The organism is Amycolatopsis sp. MEPSY49 (assembly GCF_051337345.1).
In the GTDB taxonomy this organism is placed as follows: domain Bacteria; phylum Actinomycetota; class Actinomycetes; order Mycobacteriales; family Pseudonocardiaceae; genus Amycolatopsis.
Map to the genome: position 1 here is coordinate 945,089 of NZ_JBDLYJ010000002.1, position 17,459 is coordinate 962,547.

10 protein-coding genes are annotated in these 17,459 nt (G+C 70.9%); 5 read left to right on the forward strand and 5 right to left on the reverse strand.

Translation table 11 applies throughout. The features are described from left to right. Nucleotides 1–2 precede the first annotated feature (2 nt). A complete protein-coding gene (locus ABFJ78_RS13610) occupies nucleotides 3–1,835 on the reverse strand; it encodes an ABC transporter substrate-binding protein (RefSeq protein ID WP_436386365.1) in 1,833 nt (610 codons plus the stop codon). A 169-nt stretch (nucleotides 1,836–2,004) separates the two neighbouring features. Here ABFJ78_RS13610 and ABFJ78_RS13615 point away from each other — a divergent pair, with 169 nt between their 5' ends. Both ABFJ78_RS13615 and ABFJ78_RS13620 read left to right on the forward strand, forming a co-directional pair. Further along, nucleotides 2,005–2,832, forward strand: a complete 828-nt coding sequence (locus ABFJ78_RS13615) for a M55 family metallopeptidase (RefSeq protein WP_436386366.1) — start codon at nucleotides 2,005–2,007, stop codon at nucleotides 2,830–2,832. Next, nucleotides 2,825–4,123, forward strand: a complete 1,299-nt coding sequence (locus tag ABFJ78_RS13620; RefSeq protein ID WP_436386368.1) for a M20/M25/M40 family metallo-hydrolase — start codon at nucleotides 2,825–2,827, stop codon at nucleotides 4,121–4,123. The genes ABFJ78_RS13615 and ABFJ78_RS13620 overlap by 8 nt, the downstream gene beginning before the upstream one ends. Before the next feature lie 6 nt (nucleotides 4,124–4,129). On the opposite strand, the gene ABFJ78_RS13625 is transcribed toward ABFJ78_RS13620, so the two are convergent. The 3 genes from ABFJ78_RS13625 to ABFJ78_RS13635 are packed head-to-tail and all read right to left on the reverse strand — an operon-like array spanning nucleotide 4,130 to nucleotide 6,673. Next, a complete protein-coding gene (locus ABFJ78_RS13625) occupies nucleotides 4,130–4,360 on the reverse strand; it encodes a hypothetical protein (RefSeq protein WP_436386370.1) in 231 nt (76 codons plus the stop codon). A gap of 9 nt (nucleotides 4,361–4,369) precedes the next feature. After that, nucleotides 4,370–5,002, reverse strand: coding sequence for a class I SAM-dependent methyltransferase (locus ABFJ78_RS13630; protein WP_436386371.1), 633 nt, complete (start codon nucleotides 5,000–5,002; stop codon nucleotides 4,370–4,372). 42 nt (nucleotides 5,003–5,044) lie between these two features. Further along, nucleotides 5,045–6,673, reverse strand: coding sequence for a tannase/feruloyl esterase family alpha/beta hydrolase (locus ABFJ78_RS13635; protein WP_436386373.1), 1,629 nt, complete (start codon nucleotides 6,671–6,673; stop codon nucleotides 5,045–5,047). Between the two features lie 145 nt (nucleotides 6,674–6,818). On the opposite strand from ABFJ78_RS13635, the gene ABFJ78_RS13640 reads away from it, so the two are divergent. From ABFJ78_RS13640 to ABFJ78_RS13650, 3 genes are all read left to right on the forward strand, one after another. Continuing rightward, complete coding sequence (locus tag ABFJ78_RS13640) at nucleotides 6,819–11,147, forward strand: GH92 family glycosyl hydrolase (protein ID WP_436386374.1); 4,329 nt, start codon at nucleotides 6,819–6,821, stop codon at nucleotides 11,145–11,147. 222 nt (nucleotides 11,148–11,369) lie between these two features. Next, the gene (locus ABFJ78_RS13645; protein ID WP_436386791.1) at nucleotides 11,370–14,492 is read left to right on the forward strand and encodes a GH92 family glycosyl hydrolase; all 3,123 of its coding nucleotides are present in this window, start codon (nucleotides 11,370–11,372) and stop codon (nucleotides 14,490–14,492) included. After that, on the forward strand, nucleotides 14,489–16,573 hold the full coding sequence (locus tag ABFJ78_RS13650; protein WP_436386376.1) for an FUSC family protein: 2,085 nt from the start codon (nucleotides 14,489–14,491) through the stop codon (nucleotides 16,571–16,573). The genes ABFJ78_RS13645 and ABFJ78_RS13650 overlap by 4 nt, the downstream gene beginning before the upstream one ends. 47 nt (nucleotides 16,574–16,620) lie before the next feature. On the opposite strand, the gene ABFJ78_RS13655 is transcribed toward ABFJ78_RS13650, so the two are convergent. Then, nucleotides 16,621–17,250 carry a DUF4360 domain-containing protein gene (locus tag ABFJ78_RS13655; RefSeq protein WP_436386792.1) on the reverse strand — a complete coding sequence of 210 codons (630 nt, stop codon included), beginning with the start codon at nucleotides 17,248–17,250 and terminating at the stop codon, nucleotides 16,621–16,623. Nucleotides 17,251–17,459 lie beyond the last annotated feature (209 nt).

The following is a 17,459-nucleotide window of genomic DNA, read 5'->3' on the forward strand; positions in this document are numbered from 1 at the left end:
GCTTACTCGCGGTCCTCTGTGGTCTTGTTGCGGCGGCTGATGACGACCCCGCCGACGACGATGATCACCACGACGATGGCGCCGACGACGATCCACACGACCGTGCCGCCGCTGCCGGAGTCGGCGGTCGCTTCCGCGCCGGCCGGGGTGGCGCCGTAGACGCCCCAGTAGCCGGTCTGCTCGAGGATCGCGCCCTTGGGCTGCGGCTGGGTGGTGAAGGCGGAGAACTTGTCGGAGCGGTAGGCCTCGAGCGCGTTCTGGTAGTCGAGCACGATCGTCGGGAACTGGCTGTAGAGCCGGGCCTGGGCCTGCTTGACGTAGTCCGCGCGCTTGGCGTCGTCGGTCTCGGTCAGCTGCTTCTTGTAGAGGTCGTCGTACTGGGCGTCGCAGAAGAAGGTGTCGGTGCTGCCGCCCTTGCCGTCGGCGCTGGGCCGCGCGGCGCAGGTGTGCAGCGAGAGCGCGTAGTCCGGGTCGGGGTTGGTGCCGTAGCCGCCGATGGCGAGGTCGTACTTGCCGGTGGCGGTGCGGTCGGACAGCTCGTCGTCGGAGACGAGGTCCTGCTTGACGGTGATGCCGATGTCCTTGAGCCAGCCGGTGACGTACTGGGCCACACCCTGGTCGTAGCTGCGGTTGGCGTGGCCGGTCAGGCGCAGCTCCAGCTTGGCGCCGCCGGGGGCGGTGCGGACGCCGTCAGGGCCCTTCTTGTAGCCGGCCTGCTCGAGGGTGTTGTTGGCGGCGGCGAGGTCGAACTTGACCTTTTCGCCGTCGCTGGGGTCCCAGTGGTAGTCGGCGTAGACGGCGGGCACGACGCCGCCGCCGACCTGGCCGAGGCCCTTGAGGACCTTGTCGACGATGGCCTGGGTGTCGACGGCCTGGGTGATGGCCTTGCGGACGTTGATGTCCTTGAGGACCGGGTTGCCGTCACCGATCGGGTTGTTGGCGTTGTCGGTGACGCCGAAGTTGAGCGACAGCTCGTCATAGCGGCGGCCGGGCGCGGCGTTGGTGGTGATGCCCTCCTGGCCCTGCAGCGCGGCGAACTGGTTGGGGTTGAGCCGGTTGATGACGTCGACTTCGCCCTGCTTGAGCGCGTTGACCGCGGCCTCGGTGTCCTTGAACTGCAGCAGCTGCAGCTCGTCGATCTTCGGGGCGCCGCGCCAGTAGTCCTTGTTCGCCTTGAGCTTGACGTACTCGTTGGGCTTGAACTCGGTGACCTGGAACGGGCCGTCGGAAACGCCGGCGATCTTGAGGTCGTCGGTCTCGGCGGCCTTGAGGTCCTTGACCGGCTCCCAGATGTGCTGCGGCACGATCGGGACGTCGAGCAGGTTCATGTTGACCTGCACGGTCTTGGTCTTGATGACGAGGGTCGTGTCGTCGGGCGCGGTGACCGTCTCGAAGTTGGCGACGTAGTTGCCGTTGGCGGTGCGGGCGTTCTCGTCGGTGAGCATCCGGTTGAACGTGTAGGCGGCGTCCTTGGCGGTCACCGGCTGCCCGTCGCTCCACTTGACGCCGCCGCGGATCTTGAACGTCCAGGTCAGCTTGTCCGGCGACGGCGTCCAGGACTCGGCGAGGGCGGGCGAGGCCTCGGCCTTCGCGGCGTCCGGGACGGTGAGGAACTCGTAGGTGAACCGGCCGATCTGCGTGGACGCGGCGAGCACGGCGGTGAACGGGTTCAGGTGATCGATGCCGGTGGTCAGCGCGACCCGCAGCACCTTGCCCTGCTGGGCCTGGGCGGGCACGGCGAGCGGGATCCCCGCCAGCGCCGCGGCCGCGACGACCGCGCCCACGCGGCCGAGCCGCCCGATTCTGCGTTGGAAATGCACCAAAAACCACCCCATCGTTCTCGCTGTGAGCCTCCCCAAGGACGAGAAGTAACCACATACGGCCACAACCGCGCAATATGTTGCCGCTGCGGCAGGTGTCCGATCGTTATCGATCGCTTTCGGTTACGCTGCGTGATCGGGGAGCCGTGCCCGGGGCCGCGGCGGCCTGGCTAGAGTGCCGGGCATGCGCATCCTGATCTCGGCGGACATGGAGGGCGCCACCGGTGTCACCTGGACCGACGACGTCGTGCCCGGTTCGCCGCAGTGGGACCGGTTCCGGCGGCTGTTCACCGGTGACGTCAACGCGGTGCTGGCCGGGCTGTACGACGCCGGGGCCGGGGATGTGCTGGTCAACGAGGCGCATTCGTCGCAGCGGAACCTGCTGCTGGAAGACTTGGACCCGCGGGCGCGGATGCTGACCGGGCGGCACAAGCCGCTGTCGATGATGCAGGGCATCGACTCCGGTGTGGACGGTGTGGTGTTCCTGGGCTACCACGCCGGCGCCGGGTTCGACGGCGTGCTTTCCCACACCTACCTGGAGAACCAGATCACCGGGGTGTGGCTGGACGACGTCCCGGCGAGCGAGGGCCGGCTGAACGCGGCGATGGCCGCGGAGTACGGCGTCCCTGTCCTGCTCGTTTCGGGTGACGACAAAACGTGTGACGACGCCCGTGACTACGCTCCGGAGGCGGAGCTGGTCCAGGTGAAGGAGTGCGTGAGCCGGTACGCGGCGATCTGCCTGCCGCCGGCGCGCACGGCGGACCTGCTGACCGGCGCGGCGGCCGACGCGATGGCGCGGGCCGGGCGCGAGGAACGGCAGGTGCGGGGGCACCGGATCGAGGTGGAGTTCGACGCGAGCCACCTGGCGCAGGCGACGGCGGTGATCCCGACGGTGGAGCAGATCGGGACGCGCCGGGTCGGGTTCGACGCGCCGAACATGACCGAGGCGATGAAGGCGTTCAAGGTCGTCACGGCGATCGCGGCGGGGGCGGTGCAGGGCATCTATGGCTGACGTCGTCGAGCTGTGCGCGGACCTGATCCGGTTCGACACGACCAACCGCGGGAACAACGACGCCAACCCGGAGCGGCCCGCCGCCGAGTACGTGGCCGCGTTCCTGGACGGCCTGGGCATCCCGTCGCGGATCCTCGAAGCCGCGCCGGGCCGGGCCAGCGTGATCGCCCGCGTGCCGGGCACGGACCCGACGCTGCCGGCGCTGCTGGTGCAGGGGCACCTGGACGTCGTCCCGGCGGACGCCGCGGACTGGTCGGTGCCCCCGTTCGCCGGCGAGGTCCGCGACGGCTGCCTGTGGGGCCGCGGCGCGACCGACATGAAGGACTTCGTGGCGATGGTGCTGGCGGCGCTGGCCGGCGGGGTGCGGCCGCGGCGGGAGCTGGTGCTGGCGTTCGTGGCCGACGAGGAGGACCGCGGCGAGTGGGGCGCGCACTGGCTGGTCGCTGCCCATCCGGAGTTGTTCGAGGGGTGCGTCGCGGCGATCAGCGAGTCGGGCGGCTACACCTACCACGTCCCGGCGGCCGACGGCCGTGACGTGCACCTGTACCCGGTGGGGACGGCCGAGCGCGGCACCGCCCACCTGCGGCTGACCGCGCGTGGCCGGGCGGGGCACGGATCGCGGCCCAACGACGAGAACGCCGTCACCCGGTTGGTGGGCGCGCTGCACCGGATCGCGTCGCACCGCTGGCCGGTGTCGCTGACTCCGGCGGTGCGGGCGTTCCTGGAGCGGACGGGCGCGGCGCTGGGCGTACCGGTGGATCTGTCCTCTTCGGACTCGGTGGACGCGGCGGTGGCCGCGCTGGGTCCGGCGGGTTCGCTGGTGCTGCCGACGGTCCGCAACAGCACGACCCCGACGATGCTGGCCGCGGGCTACAAGGTGAACGTGATCCCGTCGACGGCGTCGGCGCAGGTGGACGTGCGGGTGCTGCCGGGCACCGAGGAGTCGTTGTTCGCGGCGCTGGACGAGCTGCTCGGCGAGGGCGTGACGAGGGAGTTCGTGGCGCACCAGCCGCCGGTGCAGGCGCCGGTGGACTCGCCGTGGTTCTCCGCGATGGCGTCGGCCTTGCGGGCCGAGGATCCCGAAGCCGTCGTGGTGCCGTACTGCCTCGGGGGCGGGACGGACGCGAAGGCGTTCGCGCAGCTGGGGATCGCCAACTACGGGTTCGCGCCGCTGTGGCTGCCGAAGGGCTTCCCGTACCGCGCGATGGCGCACGGGGTGGACGAGCGGGTCCCGGTGGAAGGGCTGCACTTCGGGACCCGGGTGCTGTCCCGGTTCCTCGCGGGCTGCTGAGCCGGTTCAGCGCACCGGCGGGTTGGGCAGCTCGGCCGCGATCACGGTCTCCGGCAGCGGCCGCGCACCCGCGCCGCTGACCGGGGACGGCGGGAGCGGGCGGCGCGGCTCGCGCACCCCGACGCCGCCGTCATCTTCGCTGTCGTCGTCCCACCCGCGGTCGAGGCGGTCGGCCGGGTCCGCGGGCGACCCGTATTTGAGCTGTCGCGCGACCTTGCGGCGTTTCCCGTCGGGCACGGGCCCTCCTCAGCGCGTGAACTCGGCCCAGTAACGCGCCCCGTCGCGGATGGTCTCCAGTCCCACCAGCTTCACGCCGTCCTGGGCCACGGACTCGATCTCCGCGCGGCTGAACGGCCACGGCGGCCCCGGTTCAGGTGCCACGTTCTCCTCGGCCACCTCCGACACCAGCATCGTGCCGCCGGGGGCGAGGAAGCCGGCCAGCGACGTGATCGCCGCGGCGCGGAACTCGCGGGGCATCGCCTGGATGTTGATGATCTCCACGACCAGGTCGAACGCCTGGTGCCACTCCCCCGGCGGCTTCAGCAGGTCCGCCACCACGTAGTCCACCGTGGACTGCGGGAAGCGGGCGCGGGCGGCCTCGACCGCGGCCGGGGCGACGTCGAAGCCCGTCACCGCCCAGCCCGCCGCAGACAGCAGCTCGGAGTCGTCGCCCAGGGCGCTGCCCACCACCAGCGCCCGGCGGCCCTCGCCGGGCTCCACCCAGTCGGCCAGGTCGGCGTTCGGCGCGCCGCGGGTCCAGGGGACCTCGGCCTCGCCGCGGGCGGCGGCGGTGTAGAGCTCGTCGAACCAGCGGGTCGGGCTGCCGTCGGCGAGGGAAGCGCGGGAGAGCACACGGTCGGCGGGTTCCGGCGTCGTCATGGGCGTGACCTTAGCGGCGGCGCCGGACCCGCGGGACCCGTTTTACCGAGCTATCGGGCCGGGAATCGCGTACAGGTGCTCACCGGCCCAGTGGACGACGTCCCGGATCGGCGAGGTGGGCGGTGCCGGGCGGAAGTTGGCCGCGTCGTCGATGTTGCCGGTGCCGTCGTATACCGCGCGCCGCGGGTAGGCGAACACCGGTCGCGTCCGGGTGACGTTCCCGGCGGCGTCGCGGCCGGTCGCGGTCACCACCGTCGGCGTGGAGCCGCGTTCGACCCAGGCGACCAGCTGCTTGAGCGGGTCGAACTCGGTGAGCGTCGTGCCGCCGCCGCAGTGGTAGAGCGACGGGACCATGAACAGCCGGACCCAGTCCTGTGCGTGGGCGCGGGTGAGCCGCTGGTAGTAGTCGAGAGTGCCGGCCGGCGGGATGGCCTCGTCGGCCCAGCCGTGCCACAGCAGCAGCTTGCCGCCGCGCTTCCGGAACGCCGACAGGTCGAGGCTCAGCGCGTTGTAGCGGACGCCGACCGGGGTGAGCCGGTCGAACTCGCGGCGGGTGAAGGCGAAGGTGTCCACCGTCGAGGCCGGGGCGCCGATCGGGTAGCCGAGGTAGCGCAGGTAGTTGTCGGCGAGGCTGCGGGCGAAGGCGACGCCGCCGGTCTCGGGCGTCGCGATGATCCAGCCGGCCCAGGACAGCTCGGAGCCGGGCTCCTGGCCGCCGGGGTAGAGCAGCGTCCCGTGGGCGTCGGTGGGCGGCGAGTACAGCTTGCGCACGACGGCGACCTGGGCCGGGGTGAGGCAGGACGGCGTGTCGGCGCCGGCGCAGGTCAGCGTGGCCGGGTCGAAGCGGCAGGCGCGCGGGTCGTCGAGCTGGCCGTCGGCGAGCCCGTCGAGGCGGTCGCAGGCGGCGAGCACCGCGTTGTGCAGCGCGGGCAGCTTGGCGGCGGTGAGGACCGGGCTGCCGTCGGCGGTGTTCACCCGCGCGAGCCACGTCTGGTACTCGCCGAGCAGCGGGCCCCAGTAGTTCGCGGGGGCGCCGGCGTCGATGCCGTCGAAGTCCGCCGGGTAGCGCTGGGCCAGCAGCAGGCCTTCGCGGCCGCCGTCGGAGCAGCCGGTGAAGTAGGACTTGCGCGGCGGGGAGCCGTAGAACGCCTGGATGATCGCCTTCGACGCACGCGAGACGACGTGGGGTGCGCGGAACTCGAAGTCGTCGCGCGCCGCCTGGTTGTGCGCGCCCCAGCTGCCGTCGTCGACGACGGCGGGGGTGGTGCCGACGTGCCCGTCGTCGGTGGCGGCGACCGCGACGTCGCCGCCGTGGGGCAGGCCGCAGTCGGCGAAGGCGGGCGGGTTGACCAGGCCGCAGAAGCCGCCGCAGCCGTACTGCAGGTAGCGGCCGGCGTAGGTCTTGGTGGGCAGCCGCAGCTCGAAGCGGACGGCGGGTTCGACGTAGCCCTGGACGCCGCAGTACTCGGGGTCGGTGGCGGTCGCGGGGACGACGGCCGCCGACGTGACGTGCGTGGCGGCGCCCGGCAGGGCGAACCGGCGGACCAGGTCGCCGCAGGCGGTGATCGGCCGGACGGGCGACTCCGTCGCGGCGGTGGCCGTCGCCGGGGCGAACCCGGTGGTGGCGAGCAGGAGTGTCGTGAGTGCGGTGAAGATCCGGACTGGTCTCATGGGTTCCCCATTCCCTCGGTTGTCCAGTTCTGGCCAGGTTTGCCGACCGGTCTTGACATCGATGTCACCCGCGCGTTTCGCTCTCTGGGCGCCGCCGGTCCCCGTCCGTCGGTCCCCAGTTCACCCTCCAGAGCTTGGAGCAATGATGCCCCGAAGCGCCAGACCGCCGGTCGCTTTCCTGGTGACCGCCGCCGTGGTCGCCGCCGGCCTGGTCGCCCTCCCCGCGACGGCGTCCGCCGCCGAAGAAGCCCTGCCGGCTGATTTTTCTTCCTCCTTCGAGCCCGGTGACGTCCAGCCGACCTGGACCGACACCGTCGACACCGACGCCGCGGGCAAGCCCCGCGCGTCCGGCATCAACGGCGCGAACGGCACCACGATCCCCGGCGACATCCGCGGCAAGGTGACCGAGACCAGCGCCAGCAGCGAGAACACCTCGGGCGGCGAGGTCGTGTCGAACCTCGTCGACGGCACCACGGACACGAAGTGGCTGTCCTGGGACCCGACCGCGTGGGCGCAGATCACGCTGTCGGAGGCCACCTCGATCACGCACTACGCGATCTCCTCGGCCAACGACTTCGACAACCGCGACCCCAGGGACTGGACGCTGCAGGGCTCCACCGATGCCCTGACCTGGACCGACCTGGACAAGCAGACCGACCAGGCGTTCACCGAGCGGTTCCAGCAGAAGGACTACCAGCTCGCCGCCCCGACCGCGGCGTACAAGTACTTCCGGCTGAACGTCACGCGCAACAACGGCGGGCCGATCCTGCAGCTGTCGGAGCTGCTGCTGGCCAACGACGACCCGGCACCGCCGCCGCTGCCGAACATGCGCAGCTTCGTCGACTCGGGTCCGACCACCGGCTACACGAACAAGAACCGCGTCGGCTTCACCGGGCTCAAGGCGTTCCGCTACGCGGGCAGCCAGACCGCGGCCGGGCACGGCTGGTCCTACAACAAGATCTTCGACGTGAACGTCCCGGTCGTCGCCTCGACCGAGCTGTCGTACAAGGTGCAGCCGCAGTTCATCACCGGCGACCTGAAGTACCCGAGCACGAACGTCGCGATCGACCTGGCCTTCACCGACGGCACCTACCTGCGCGACCTCGGCGCGACCGACCAGTACGGCTTCCCGCTCACGCCAGAGGGCCAGGGCAAGAGCAAGGTCCTCTACACCAACCAGTGGAACCTGGTTCGCTCGGCGATCGGGCAGGTCGCCAAGGGCAAGACGATCGACCGGATCCTGGTCGGCTATGACAACCCCGACGGCCCGGGCTCGCTGCAGGGCTGGCTGGACGACGTGAAGGTGTCGGCGACCCCGACCCCGCCCGCGAGCCTGCGCCCGAGTGACAACGTGCTCACCACGCGCGGCACGATGGCCAACGGCACGTTCTCCCGGGGCAACAACTTCCCGGCCACCGCGGTGCCGCACGGGTTCAACTTCTGGACCCCGGTGACCGACGCGAACGCCGACAACGGCGACGTGCGGTGGATGTACAACTACCACAGCCAGAACAACGAGCAGAACCTGCCGGAGCTGCAGGCGTTCAGCGTCAGCCACGAGCCGAGCCCGTGGATGGGCGACCGGCAGACCTTCCAGGTGATGCCGTCCGCGGCCACCGGGGTGCCGGACGCGAACCGCGACGCCCGCGCGCTGGCGTTCAAGCACGACAACGAGGTCGCTCGCGCGCACTACTACGGCGTGCAGTTCGAGAACGGGATCAAGACCGAAATCGCGCCGACCGACCACGCGGCGATGTTCCGGTTCTCCTTCCCCGGCAGCGACTCCAGCCTGATCTTCGACAACTTCAAGAACCAGGGCGGGCTGACGCTCGACACCGCGAACGGCACGCTGTCGGGCTTCACCGACGTCAAGAGCGGCTTGTCGGCGGGTGCGGGCCGGATGTTCGTCTACGCGACGTTCGACAAGCCGGTCACCGCGGGCGGGAAGCTCACCGGTCAGGGCCACGACGACGTCGCCGGCTACCTGCGGTTCGCCGCCGGCGCCGACAAGACGGTGAACATGCGGATCGCGACGTCGCTGATCAGCGTGGACCAGGCGAGGAAGAACCTCGCCATGGAGATCGCCCCCGCCGCGACGTTCGACACCGTCCGCGACGCCGCGCAGCGGACCTGGGACGACCAGCTGAAGGTGATCGAGGTCGAGGGCGCGTCGAAGGACCAGCTCACGACGCTCTACTCGAACCTGTACCGGCTGTTCCTCTACCCGAACTCCGGGTTCGAGAACACCGGCACGCCGGAGAAGCCGGTCTACAAGTACGCGAGCTTCGTCTCGCCGAAGACCGGCGCGGACACCCCGACGCAGACCGGGTCGAAGATCGTCGACGGCCAGACCTACGTCAACAACGGGTTCTGGGACACCTACCGCACGACGTGGCCGGCGTACTCGCTGCTGACCCCGGACATGGCCGGGAAGATGATCGACGGCTTCGTCCAGCAGTACCGCGACGGCGGCTGGATCTCCCGGTGGTCGTCGCCGGGGTACGCGGACCTGATGACGGGCACCAGCGCGGACGTCGCGTTCGCCGACGCCTACCTGAAGGGTGTGAAGAACTTCGACGTCAAGTCGTTCTACGACGCGGCGCTGAAGGACGCGACGGTGACCCCGCCGAACAACGCGGTCGGCCGCAAGGGCATCGACGAGGGCATCTTCCTCGGCTACTCCCCGAACACCGCCGAGCACGGGTTCTCCTGGTCGATCGAGGGCTACGTCAACGACTTCGGCATCGCGAACCTGTCGAAGAAGCTCTACGACGAAGCTCCCGCGAGCGACCCGCGCAAGCAGGAGTACCTGGCGAACTACGAGTACTTCACCAGCCGCGCCCAGCAGTACGTGAACGTGTTCGACCCGAGCGTCGGGTTCTTCCAGGGCCGCGACGCCGCGGGCAAGTTCAGCCGCTCGTCGCAGGAGTACGACCCGCGGATGTGGGGCATCGACTACACCGAGACCGACGGCTGGGGCATGGCGTTCTCCGTGCCGCAGGACGGTCAGGGCCTGGCCAACCTCTACGGCGGCAAGGCGGGCCTGGCGAAGAAGCTGGACGCGTTCTTCGCCGACCAGGAGACGGCGAACTTCCCGGGCTCCTACGGTGGCGTGATCCACGAGATGCGGGAGGCGCGGGACGTGCGGATGGGCCAGCTCGGCCACTCCAACCAGGCCTCGCACCACACGCTCTACATGTACGACTACGCGGGCCAGCCGTCGAAGACGCAGGAGAAGGTCCGTGAGGCGCTTTCCCGGCTCTACACCGGCAGCGAGATCGGGCAGGGCTACGCGGGCGACGAGGACAATGGCGAGCAGTCGGCGTGGTGGACCTTCAGCGCGCTGGGCTTCTACCCGCTGCAGATGGGCAGCCCGAACTACGCGATCGGGTCGCCGCTGTTCAAGAAGGCCACGATCCACCTGGCCGGCGGCAAGAACCTGGTGATCAACGCGCCGAAGAACAGCGCGAAGAACGTCTACGTCCAGGGCGTGAAGGTCAACGGCAAGGCGTACTCCTCGACGTCGCTGCCGCAGGACCTGATCGCGCGCGGCGGGGTCATCGACTTCGACATGGGCCCGAACCCCTCGAACTGGGGAACCGGGCCGAACGACGCACCGAAGTCGATCACTCAGGGTGACGCGGTCCCGGCGCCGCTGCACGACGAGACCGGCGCGGGCAAGGGCACGCTGTCCACTTCGGACGGCTCCAACGCCGGTGCGCTGCTCGACAACACCTCGCGCACCCAGGCCGCCGTCACCGGGGCCGTGCAGTACCAGCTCGACAACACCGACGAGGCCGTCACGAGCTACACGCTGACGTCCCAGACCGGTGCGGGCGACCCGAAGAGCTGGACGCTGAAGGGCTCCTACGACGGCAAGACCTGGGCCGTGGCCGACCAGCAGACGAACCAGGCGTTCACCTGGCGGCAGCAGACCCGCGCGTTCAAGGTCGCCAACCCGGCGCACTACGCCTACTACAAGCTCGAAGTGACCGCGACCAGCACCGGCGCCCCGGCGCAGCTGGCCGAGTTCGAGCTGCTGGGCAAGCCGGACGCCGCCTGCACCCGCACCGTCACGGGGGCTTCTTCCGGCCCGCTGACGGTGTCGAGCGGCACGGTCTGCCTGCAGGACGCGACGGTGTCGGGTCCGGTGACGGTCGCTCCGGGCGCGTCACTGGTGGTGCGCGGCGGCGAGATCAAGGGTCCGCTGTCGGCCACGGGTGCCGGCCAGGTCGTGCTGAACCGCACGAAGGTGGGCGGGCCGGTGGCGATCACCGGGACGACCGGGACGGTGTCGATCGAGCTGACCCAGGTGGGCGGCCCGGTCGCGCTGACGGCCAACCACGGGCCGGTGCTGACGTCCAGCACGATCGGCGGCCCGCTGGCGTGCGCGGCCAACTCCCCGGTTCCGACGGACTACGACCTGCCGAACACCGTCCGCGGCCCGGCCGCCGGGCAGTGCGCGAAGATCTAGTCCCGTAGTGCCGTGATGCCCCCTCCCCGCGGTCTCGTGAGGAGGGGGCATCACTGCGTCATGGAGTTCTCCCGCCACCACCGGGACCGCCGGGGGATGATCGCGCGCGGCCCGACGTTCGAGGAGCCCGGCTACCAGGCCGGCGCGTACCGGGACCTGCTGCTGCGCCGCCTGCCCCCGCGTCGGGCGCACGCTACGCCGTTCGGCCGATACGGTGGGCGCATGCCCGACGCCGTGTTCTTCTCCTCCTTCGAAACCGGTGACCCGCGGCCCGCGGACCCCGCTCTGCGGGTGGACAGCGGCCCGGACCGCTCCCCCACGGCCAAGACCGGCGTCGGCTTCACCGGGGCGCACGCCCTGCGCTACACCGCGCGTCCCCGCGATGTCCTGTTCGAACTCGACGCGCCGGTCACCGAGCGCACCGAGCTGTCCTATGTGGTCTTCCCGCGCTCCGACGGCGACGTCCCCGCCTACCACGCCACCCGGATCAGCTTGGACGTCGAGTTCGCCGACGGCACGAGCGCGGGCTTCGACCCGGTGGACGACAAGACGCTGTGGGTGGACCAGTGGAACCCCGTCCGCCGCCCGCTCGGGGCGTTCGCCGGCCGCCGGATCGCCCGGATCGTGCTGCGCACCGACGCTCCCGGCGAGATCACCGGCTGGCTCGACGACGTCCGCGTCGCCGAGCGCCCCGACCCGCGCCGCGACCCCGTCGGCTGCGTCCGCACCACCCGCGGCACGCACTCCAGCGCGGACTTCTCCCGCGGCAACAACTTCCCCGCCACGGCGGTGCCGCACGGGTTCAACTTCTGGACCCCGGTCACCGACGCCGGGGTGACCAACTGGCTCTACTCCTACCACCGCCACAACGACGAGGAGAACCGCCCGGCGCTGCAGGCGTTCGCGCTGTCGCACCAGCCGAGCCCGTGGATGGGCGACCGGCACACCTTCCACGTCATGCCCGGCACCGGCCCGGTCGAGCCCGACCGCCGCAAGCGCGCCCTGGCCTTCTCCCACGACGACGAGACCGATTCGCCGCACCACTACGGCGTGCGGTTCGCGAACGGCGTCACCGCCGACCTCGCGCCGGCGTCGCACGCGGCGATCCTGCGCTGCGCCTTCCCCGACGGCCGGGGCTGGCTGCTGTTCGACAACGCCGCCAACCGCGGTGGCCTGCGCCTGCACCCGGCCACGGGGGTCGTCACCGGGCACACCTGGGTCCGCAGCCGCCTGTCGGCCGGCGCGCGGCGGATGTTCGTCTACGCCGAGACCGATGTCCCGGCCGCCCGGGGCGGGAAGATCCGCCGTCCGTTCTGGCGGACCGTGACCGGCGCCCTGGAGTTCGACGCGCCCGAGGTGACGTTGCGGATCGCGACGTCGCTGATCAGCCTCGCGCAGGCCAAGCGCAACCTCGAGCTGGAGATCCCGGCCGGCACGACGTTCGAGCAGGTCCGGGACAGCGCCCGCGAGCTCTGGCAGGAGCGGCTCGGCAGGATCGAGGTCGAAGGTGCGACGGAGGACCAGCGGACCACGCTGTATTCCAACCTGTACCGGCTGTTCCTCTACCCGAACGTCGCCCACGAGAACACGCCGAAGGGCATCCGGCACGCGAGCCCGGTGCGGCGCCGGTGGTGGCCGAGCACCCGCACGCGTACCGGCGCGAAGGTCGTCGACGGCGAGCTGTACGTCAACAACGGCTTCTGGGACACCTACCGCACCACCTGGCCCGCGTACGCGCTGCTCACCCCGGCCGAGTGCGGCCGGATGGTCGACGGGTTCGTCCAGCAGTACCGCGAAGGCGGCTGGATCTCCCGCTGGTCCTCCCCTGGCTACGCGGACCTGATGACGGGCACCAGCTCGGACGTCGCGTTCGCCGACGCCTACCTCAAGGGGGTCCGCACCTTCGACGTCGAGGCCGCCTACGACGCGGCCTTGAAGAACGCCACCGTCACCCCGCCGCGCCGCGCGGTCGGCCGCAAGGGCCTCGAGGAGTCGATCTTCCTCGGCTACACCCCGGTATCGGTCCACGAAGGACTGTCCTGGGCGCTGGAGGGCTGCATCAACGACTTCGGCCTCGCCAACCTGTCAGCGGAGCTTTCACGTGAAAGCTCCGGGCCACGCTCGCGGATGTACGCGGACTACGCCGCTTACTTCCGCGAGCGCGCGAAGCACTACGTCCACCACTTCGACCCGGCGATCGGCTTCTTCCAGGGCCGCCACCGCGACGGCCGCCGCAAGTTCGCCCCCGCCGGCTACGACCCGGCCGCGTGGGGCGGCGACTTCGTCGAGACCAACGCGTGGAACACCGCCTTCACCGCACCCCACGACGGCCCTGGCCTCGCCGCGCTGCACGGCGGCAACGCCGGCCTCGAAGCCAAGCTCGACACCTTCTTCGCCACCCCGGAGACCGGCCGCCGCCCCGGCGCGTACGGCGGTCTCATCCACGAGATGACCGAGGCCCGCGACGTCCGCATGGGCCAGTACGGCCACTCCAACCAGCCCTCGCACCACATCCCCTACATCTACAACCTCGCCGGCGCGCCCGCGAAGACCCAGCGCGTCGTGCGCGAAGTGCTGCGCCGGCTCTACCTCGGCAGCGAAATCGGGCAGGGCTACCCCGGCGACGAGGACAACGGCGAGATGTCCGCATGGTGGGTGTTCAGCGCCCTGGGCTTCTACCCGCTGGCCGTCGGCAGCCCGCGCTACGCGATCGGGTCGCCGCTGTTCGAGAAGGCGACCGTGCACCTGGGCGAGGGCAAGAAGCTCGTCGTCCACGCCCCCGGCAACACCGGCCAGACCGTCTACGTCCGCGGCCTCACGGTCAACGGCGAACCGCACGACACGACGACCATCGCCCACGCCACCCTCGCCGCCGGCGCCGAGCTGGTCTTCGACCTCACCACCGAACCCACCGGCTGGGGCGCCCCGCCGCCACCCGCCGCGCACCCGGCCCCGGCGACCGACCTGACCGGCACCGCGACCGCCTCCGACCACACGAGCGTCGACGCGCTCTTCGACGACACCACCCGCACCCAGGTCACCTTCCGCGCCGCCACCCCGGCCATCACCTTCGCCGTCACCGGCGAACCGCGGGAAGTCACGATGTACACGCTCACCTCGGGCACCCGCCGCGGCGACCCCAGCGCGTGGATCCTCGAAGGCTCCGACGACGGCGCCCACTGGACCACGCTGGACGAACGCACCGGGGAGCTGTTCCGCTGGCGCCGCCAGACCCGCCCCTTCACACTCGCCGCCCCGGCGGCTCACCCGCACTACCGGCTCCGGATCACCGCCACCCGCGGCGGCCGCGCCACCCTCGCCCAGTGGGAGCTGCTCGCCCGATGAACCACTTCCGCACCGCCGCACTCGACCGGCTCGCGGCGGCCGACCCCGGCCTGGTCCGGCTCCGGCTGGCCGGCTCCGCCGTGCTCGGCATCGTCCTGGCCGTGGCCGCGCTGCTGCCGACGCACGTCCCGCTCACCGTGATGCTGGTCGGCGCCATCGCGGCCATGATGACGGCGTTCACCGTCAACGACGCCACCCCCGGCGGCCAAGCCGTCACCCTCGTGCTGGCGTTCCTCACCGGGGCCGCGTCGATCACCGTCGCCAGCCTCGGCTCGGCGCTGCCGCCGATGGACAGCGTCGTGTTCGTGCTGCTGATCTTCGTCGCGGTCTACGCCCAGCGCTTCGGCGCCCGCGGCACCGCGCTCGGGTCGATCGGGTTCTTCCTGTTCTTCTTCCCGATGTTCCTCCAAGCCCACCTCGCGCAGGTGCCGCAGCTGCTGATGGCGCTCGGCGTCGGCGTGCTGGCCAACGCCGTCGTCCGGTTCGTCCTGCTGCGCCACAACGCCGAAGCCGAGTTCCTGCGCGTGCGCCGGGCTTTCCGCGCGCGCCTGGCCGCGGTCGTCCGCGCCACCGAGGCCTACCTCGCCGTCAACGGCAGCGAACGCACCCGCAAGCAGCTCCGCCACGCACTGGCCCGGCTCCACGAGTGCGTCCTGCTCATCGAAGACGCCGCCCCCGACGTCGTCGACGCCCGCGCCGCCGACCGGCTGCGCCGCCGCGCCATCGAGGTCGAGCTCGCCGTCCAGTGGCTCACCATCACCGTCCAGCGCACCTGCTCCGCCGAACTCGCCGCGGTCGTCCGCGACGACCTCATCGCCCGGCTCGCCCGCTTCCGCGCCCTGATGGAACGCGACCCCCGCGAGCTCCCGCTGATCAGCCAGACCGGCGAATACAGCCGCATGCTCGTCGAAGGCAGCCGCATCGGCGAACACGCCGCACCCGGCGACGGCGTCCGCAAGGCACTGGCCGAGCTCGCCCTCGCCGACGACCGCGCCCAGCGCGCCGCCGCGCCCGAGTCCACAGTGGACCCCCTCGACGACGAAGCCGACGAGCCGACCCCCGCGTTCGCCTACGACAACCGCACCCGCAGCGCCATCCAGGCCGTCGTCGGCGGCGGGCTCGCCGTGCTCGGCGGCGAACTCGTCTCCCACCAGCGCTGGTACTGGGCCGTCCTCACGGTCTTCGTCGTGTTCATCGGCGCCTCCAGCGCCGGCGCCACCTTCGTCAAGGGCGTCCGCCGCCTCGGCGGCACCCTCATCGGCATCGTCGGCGGCGTCCTGCTCGCGCTCCTGGTGGGCGGCAACACCGCCGCCACGCTCTCGCTGATCCTGGTCTGCGTGTTCGGGATGGTCTACACCGCCCGCGTCTCCCAGGTCGTGATGGCCTTCTTCATCACCAGCATGCTCGGCCTGCTCTACAGCCTGCTCGGCACCTTCAGCCTCGAAGTCCTCTGGATCCGCGTCGCCGAAACCGCGGTCGGCGCCGCCGCCGGCATCCTCGCCGCCGTCGTCATCGTCCCGGTCCGCACCCGCTCGGTCATGCTCGACGACATCGGCGCCGTCCTCGACGAACTCGAAGAGTTCCTCGAACACACCCGCGACCTGCTCGCCGGCGAAGAGAACGTCAACATCATCGAACTCTCCCGCGACCTCGACCGCGCCGTCGAACAGGTCCGCACCACCGTCGAACCGCTCACCCACCCGGTCAACCTCCGCAGCGCCCGCCGCGACTACGGCTGGCACGTGCTCACCACCCTGGAAACCATCGCCTTCCGCGCCCGCCACGTCGCCGCCCGCGCCCAGCCCGGCATGCTCGCCGGACCCGACACCGACCGCCTCCGCCAGTTCACCGGCCGGCTGCTGGCCAACATCGACGTCCTCCGCAAAGCACTCGACGCACCCGGTGGCCCCACACCCGGCACGCTCGTGCGCGACGACGGCACCCCGGTCTCCGACCGCGTCGACCAGGCCGAAACCCGCGCCGTCCTCTCCAGCCTCAGCCACCTCGACGAAGCCCTCGTCTCCCTCGGCCGCGTCTTCGACCTCCAGGCCACCGACCCCCGCGCCCCCGCGAAGAACTGACCACCGGGGCGGCGCGCGGCGCGCCGCCCCGGTTCACCGCGGTCCGGTCACGGGCACTGCAGCCACGCGAAGTGGTACACCGTGGTGATGCTGCCGTCGGTCGAGTCCATCGTGACGTAGCTCGTCGTCTTCTTCGGATCCGACGTCCCGGCCGCGGCCCGCAATTCCGTGTTGATGTTCAGATTGCGCTCCTCGCCGCACGGCTTGAACACGATCGCACCGACCTCCGTCGAATCGGTGAAATGCCAGTCATCCTCGAAAGGACCGGCCAGCGGGTGCTGGACGTAAGCCGTCGGGGAATTGCCCTGGAAATAGTAGTTGGCTCTTTCCAGGCCGGTCGCGCCGCGTTCCAGGTGAGCGAATCCCCGGTAGTCGGCCTGCGCGATTCCGTAGGTGAACCCCTGCGGAACGTGCACGCGCAGGCCGATCTGGCAGTTCTTCCGCGCGTCCAGCGGGCCGGCGCCGATCCCGACCAGCGCCGTGTAAGCGCTGTAGGTCACGGTGAACGCCGTGTTGTCCTGCGAGACCGCCACCGCGGACGTGTTCGGCGGACAGCCCGTGCCGATGGCGTTCACGACGTCGATGACGATTTTGTCGGGCGGCGGAGGAGTGTTCCACGAATGCGGGGTGACCACAGACGACAGCGCCAAAACGGCAGCAACGACCGCAGAAAGCATCGGAATCCTTCCCAATACATTCCCATGGGGGACGGGGGCGCCGACCATGGTAGCGAATGGATCATGGTCCGAAACCCCGCTGAACGGAGCAACACGCAGTAGCCGTCCCGCCACGCGGTATACCGATAATTTCGAGCCGCCATTTCACCGGCACGAATGAAAAGGATCGGAAAACGATTTCGCGCCACCGGACCGCCGCCCGCCGTCCG

Excerpts from the sequence above, each read along its gene's own strand:
- ABFJ78_RS13610 (WP_436386365.1), bottom strand. The coding sequence starts at position 1,835 with ATGGGGTGGTTTTTGGTGCATTTCCAACGCAGAATCGGGCGGCTCGGC.
- ABFJ78_RS13615 (WP_436386366.1), top strand. The coding sequence starts at position 2,005 with ATGCGCATCCTGATCTCGGCGGACATGGAGGGCGCCACCGGTGTCACC.
- ABFJ78_RS13620 (WP_436386368.1), top strand. The coding sequence starts at position 2,825 with ATGGCTGACGTCGTCGAGCTGTGCGCGGACCTGATCCGGTTCGACACG.
- ABFJ78_RS13630 (WP_436386371.1), bottom strand. The coding sequence starts at position 5,002 with ATGACGACGCCGGAACCCGCCGACCGTGTGCTCTCCCGCGCTTCCCTC.
- ABFJ78_RS13635 (WP_436386373.1), bottom strand. The coding sequence starts at position 6,673 with ATGAGACCAGTCCGGATCTTCACCGCACTCACGACACTCCTGCTCGCC.
- ABFJ78_RS13640 (WP_436386374.1), top strand. The coding sequence starts at position 6,819 with ATGCCCCGAAGCGCCAGACCGCCGGTCGCTTTCCTGGTGACCGCCGCC.
- ABFJ78_RS13645 (WP_436386791.1), top strand. The coding sequence starts at position 11,370 with ATGCCCGACGCCGTGTTCTTCTCCTCCTTCGAAACCGGTGACCCGCGG.
- ABFJ78_RS13650 (WP_436386376.1), top strand. The coding sequence starts at position 14,489 with ATGAACCACTTCCGCACCGCCGCACTCGACCGGCTCGCGGCGGCCGAC.
- ABFJ78_RS13655 (WP_436386792.1), bottom strand. The coding sequence starts at position 17,250 with ATGCTTTCTGCGGTCGTTGCTGCCGTTTTGGCGCTGTCGTCTGTGGTC.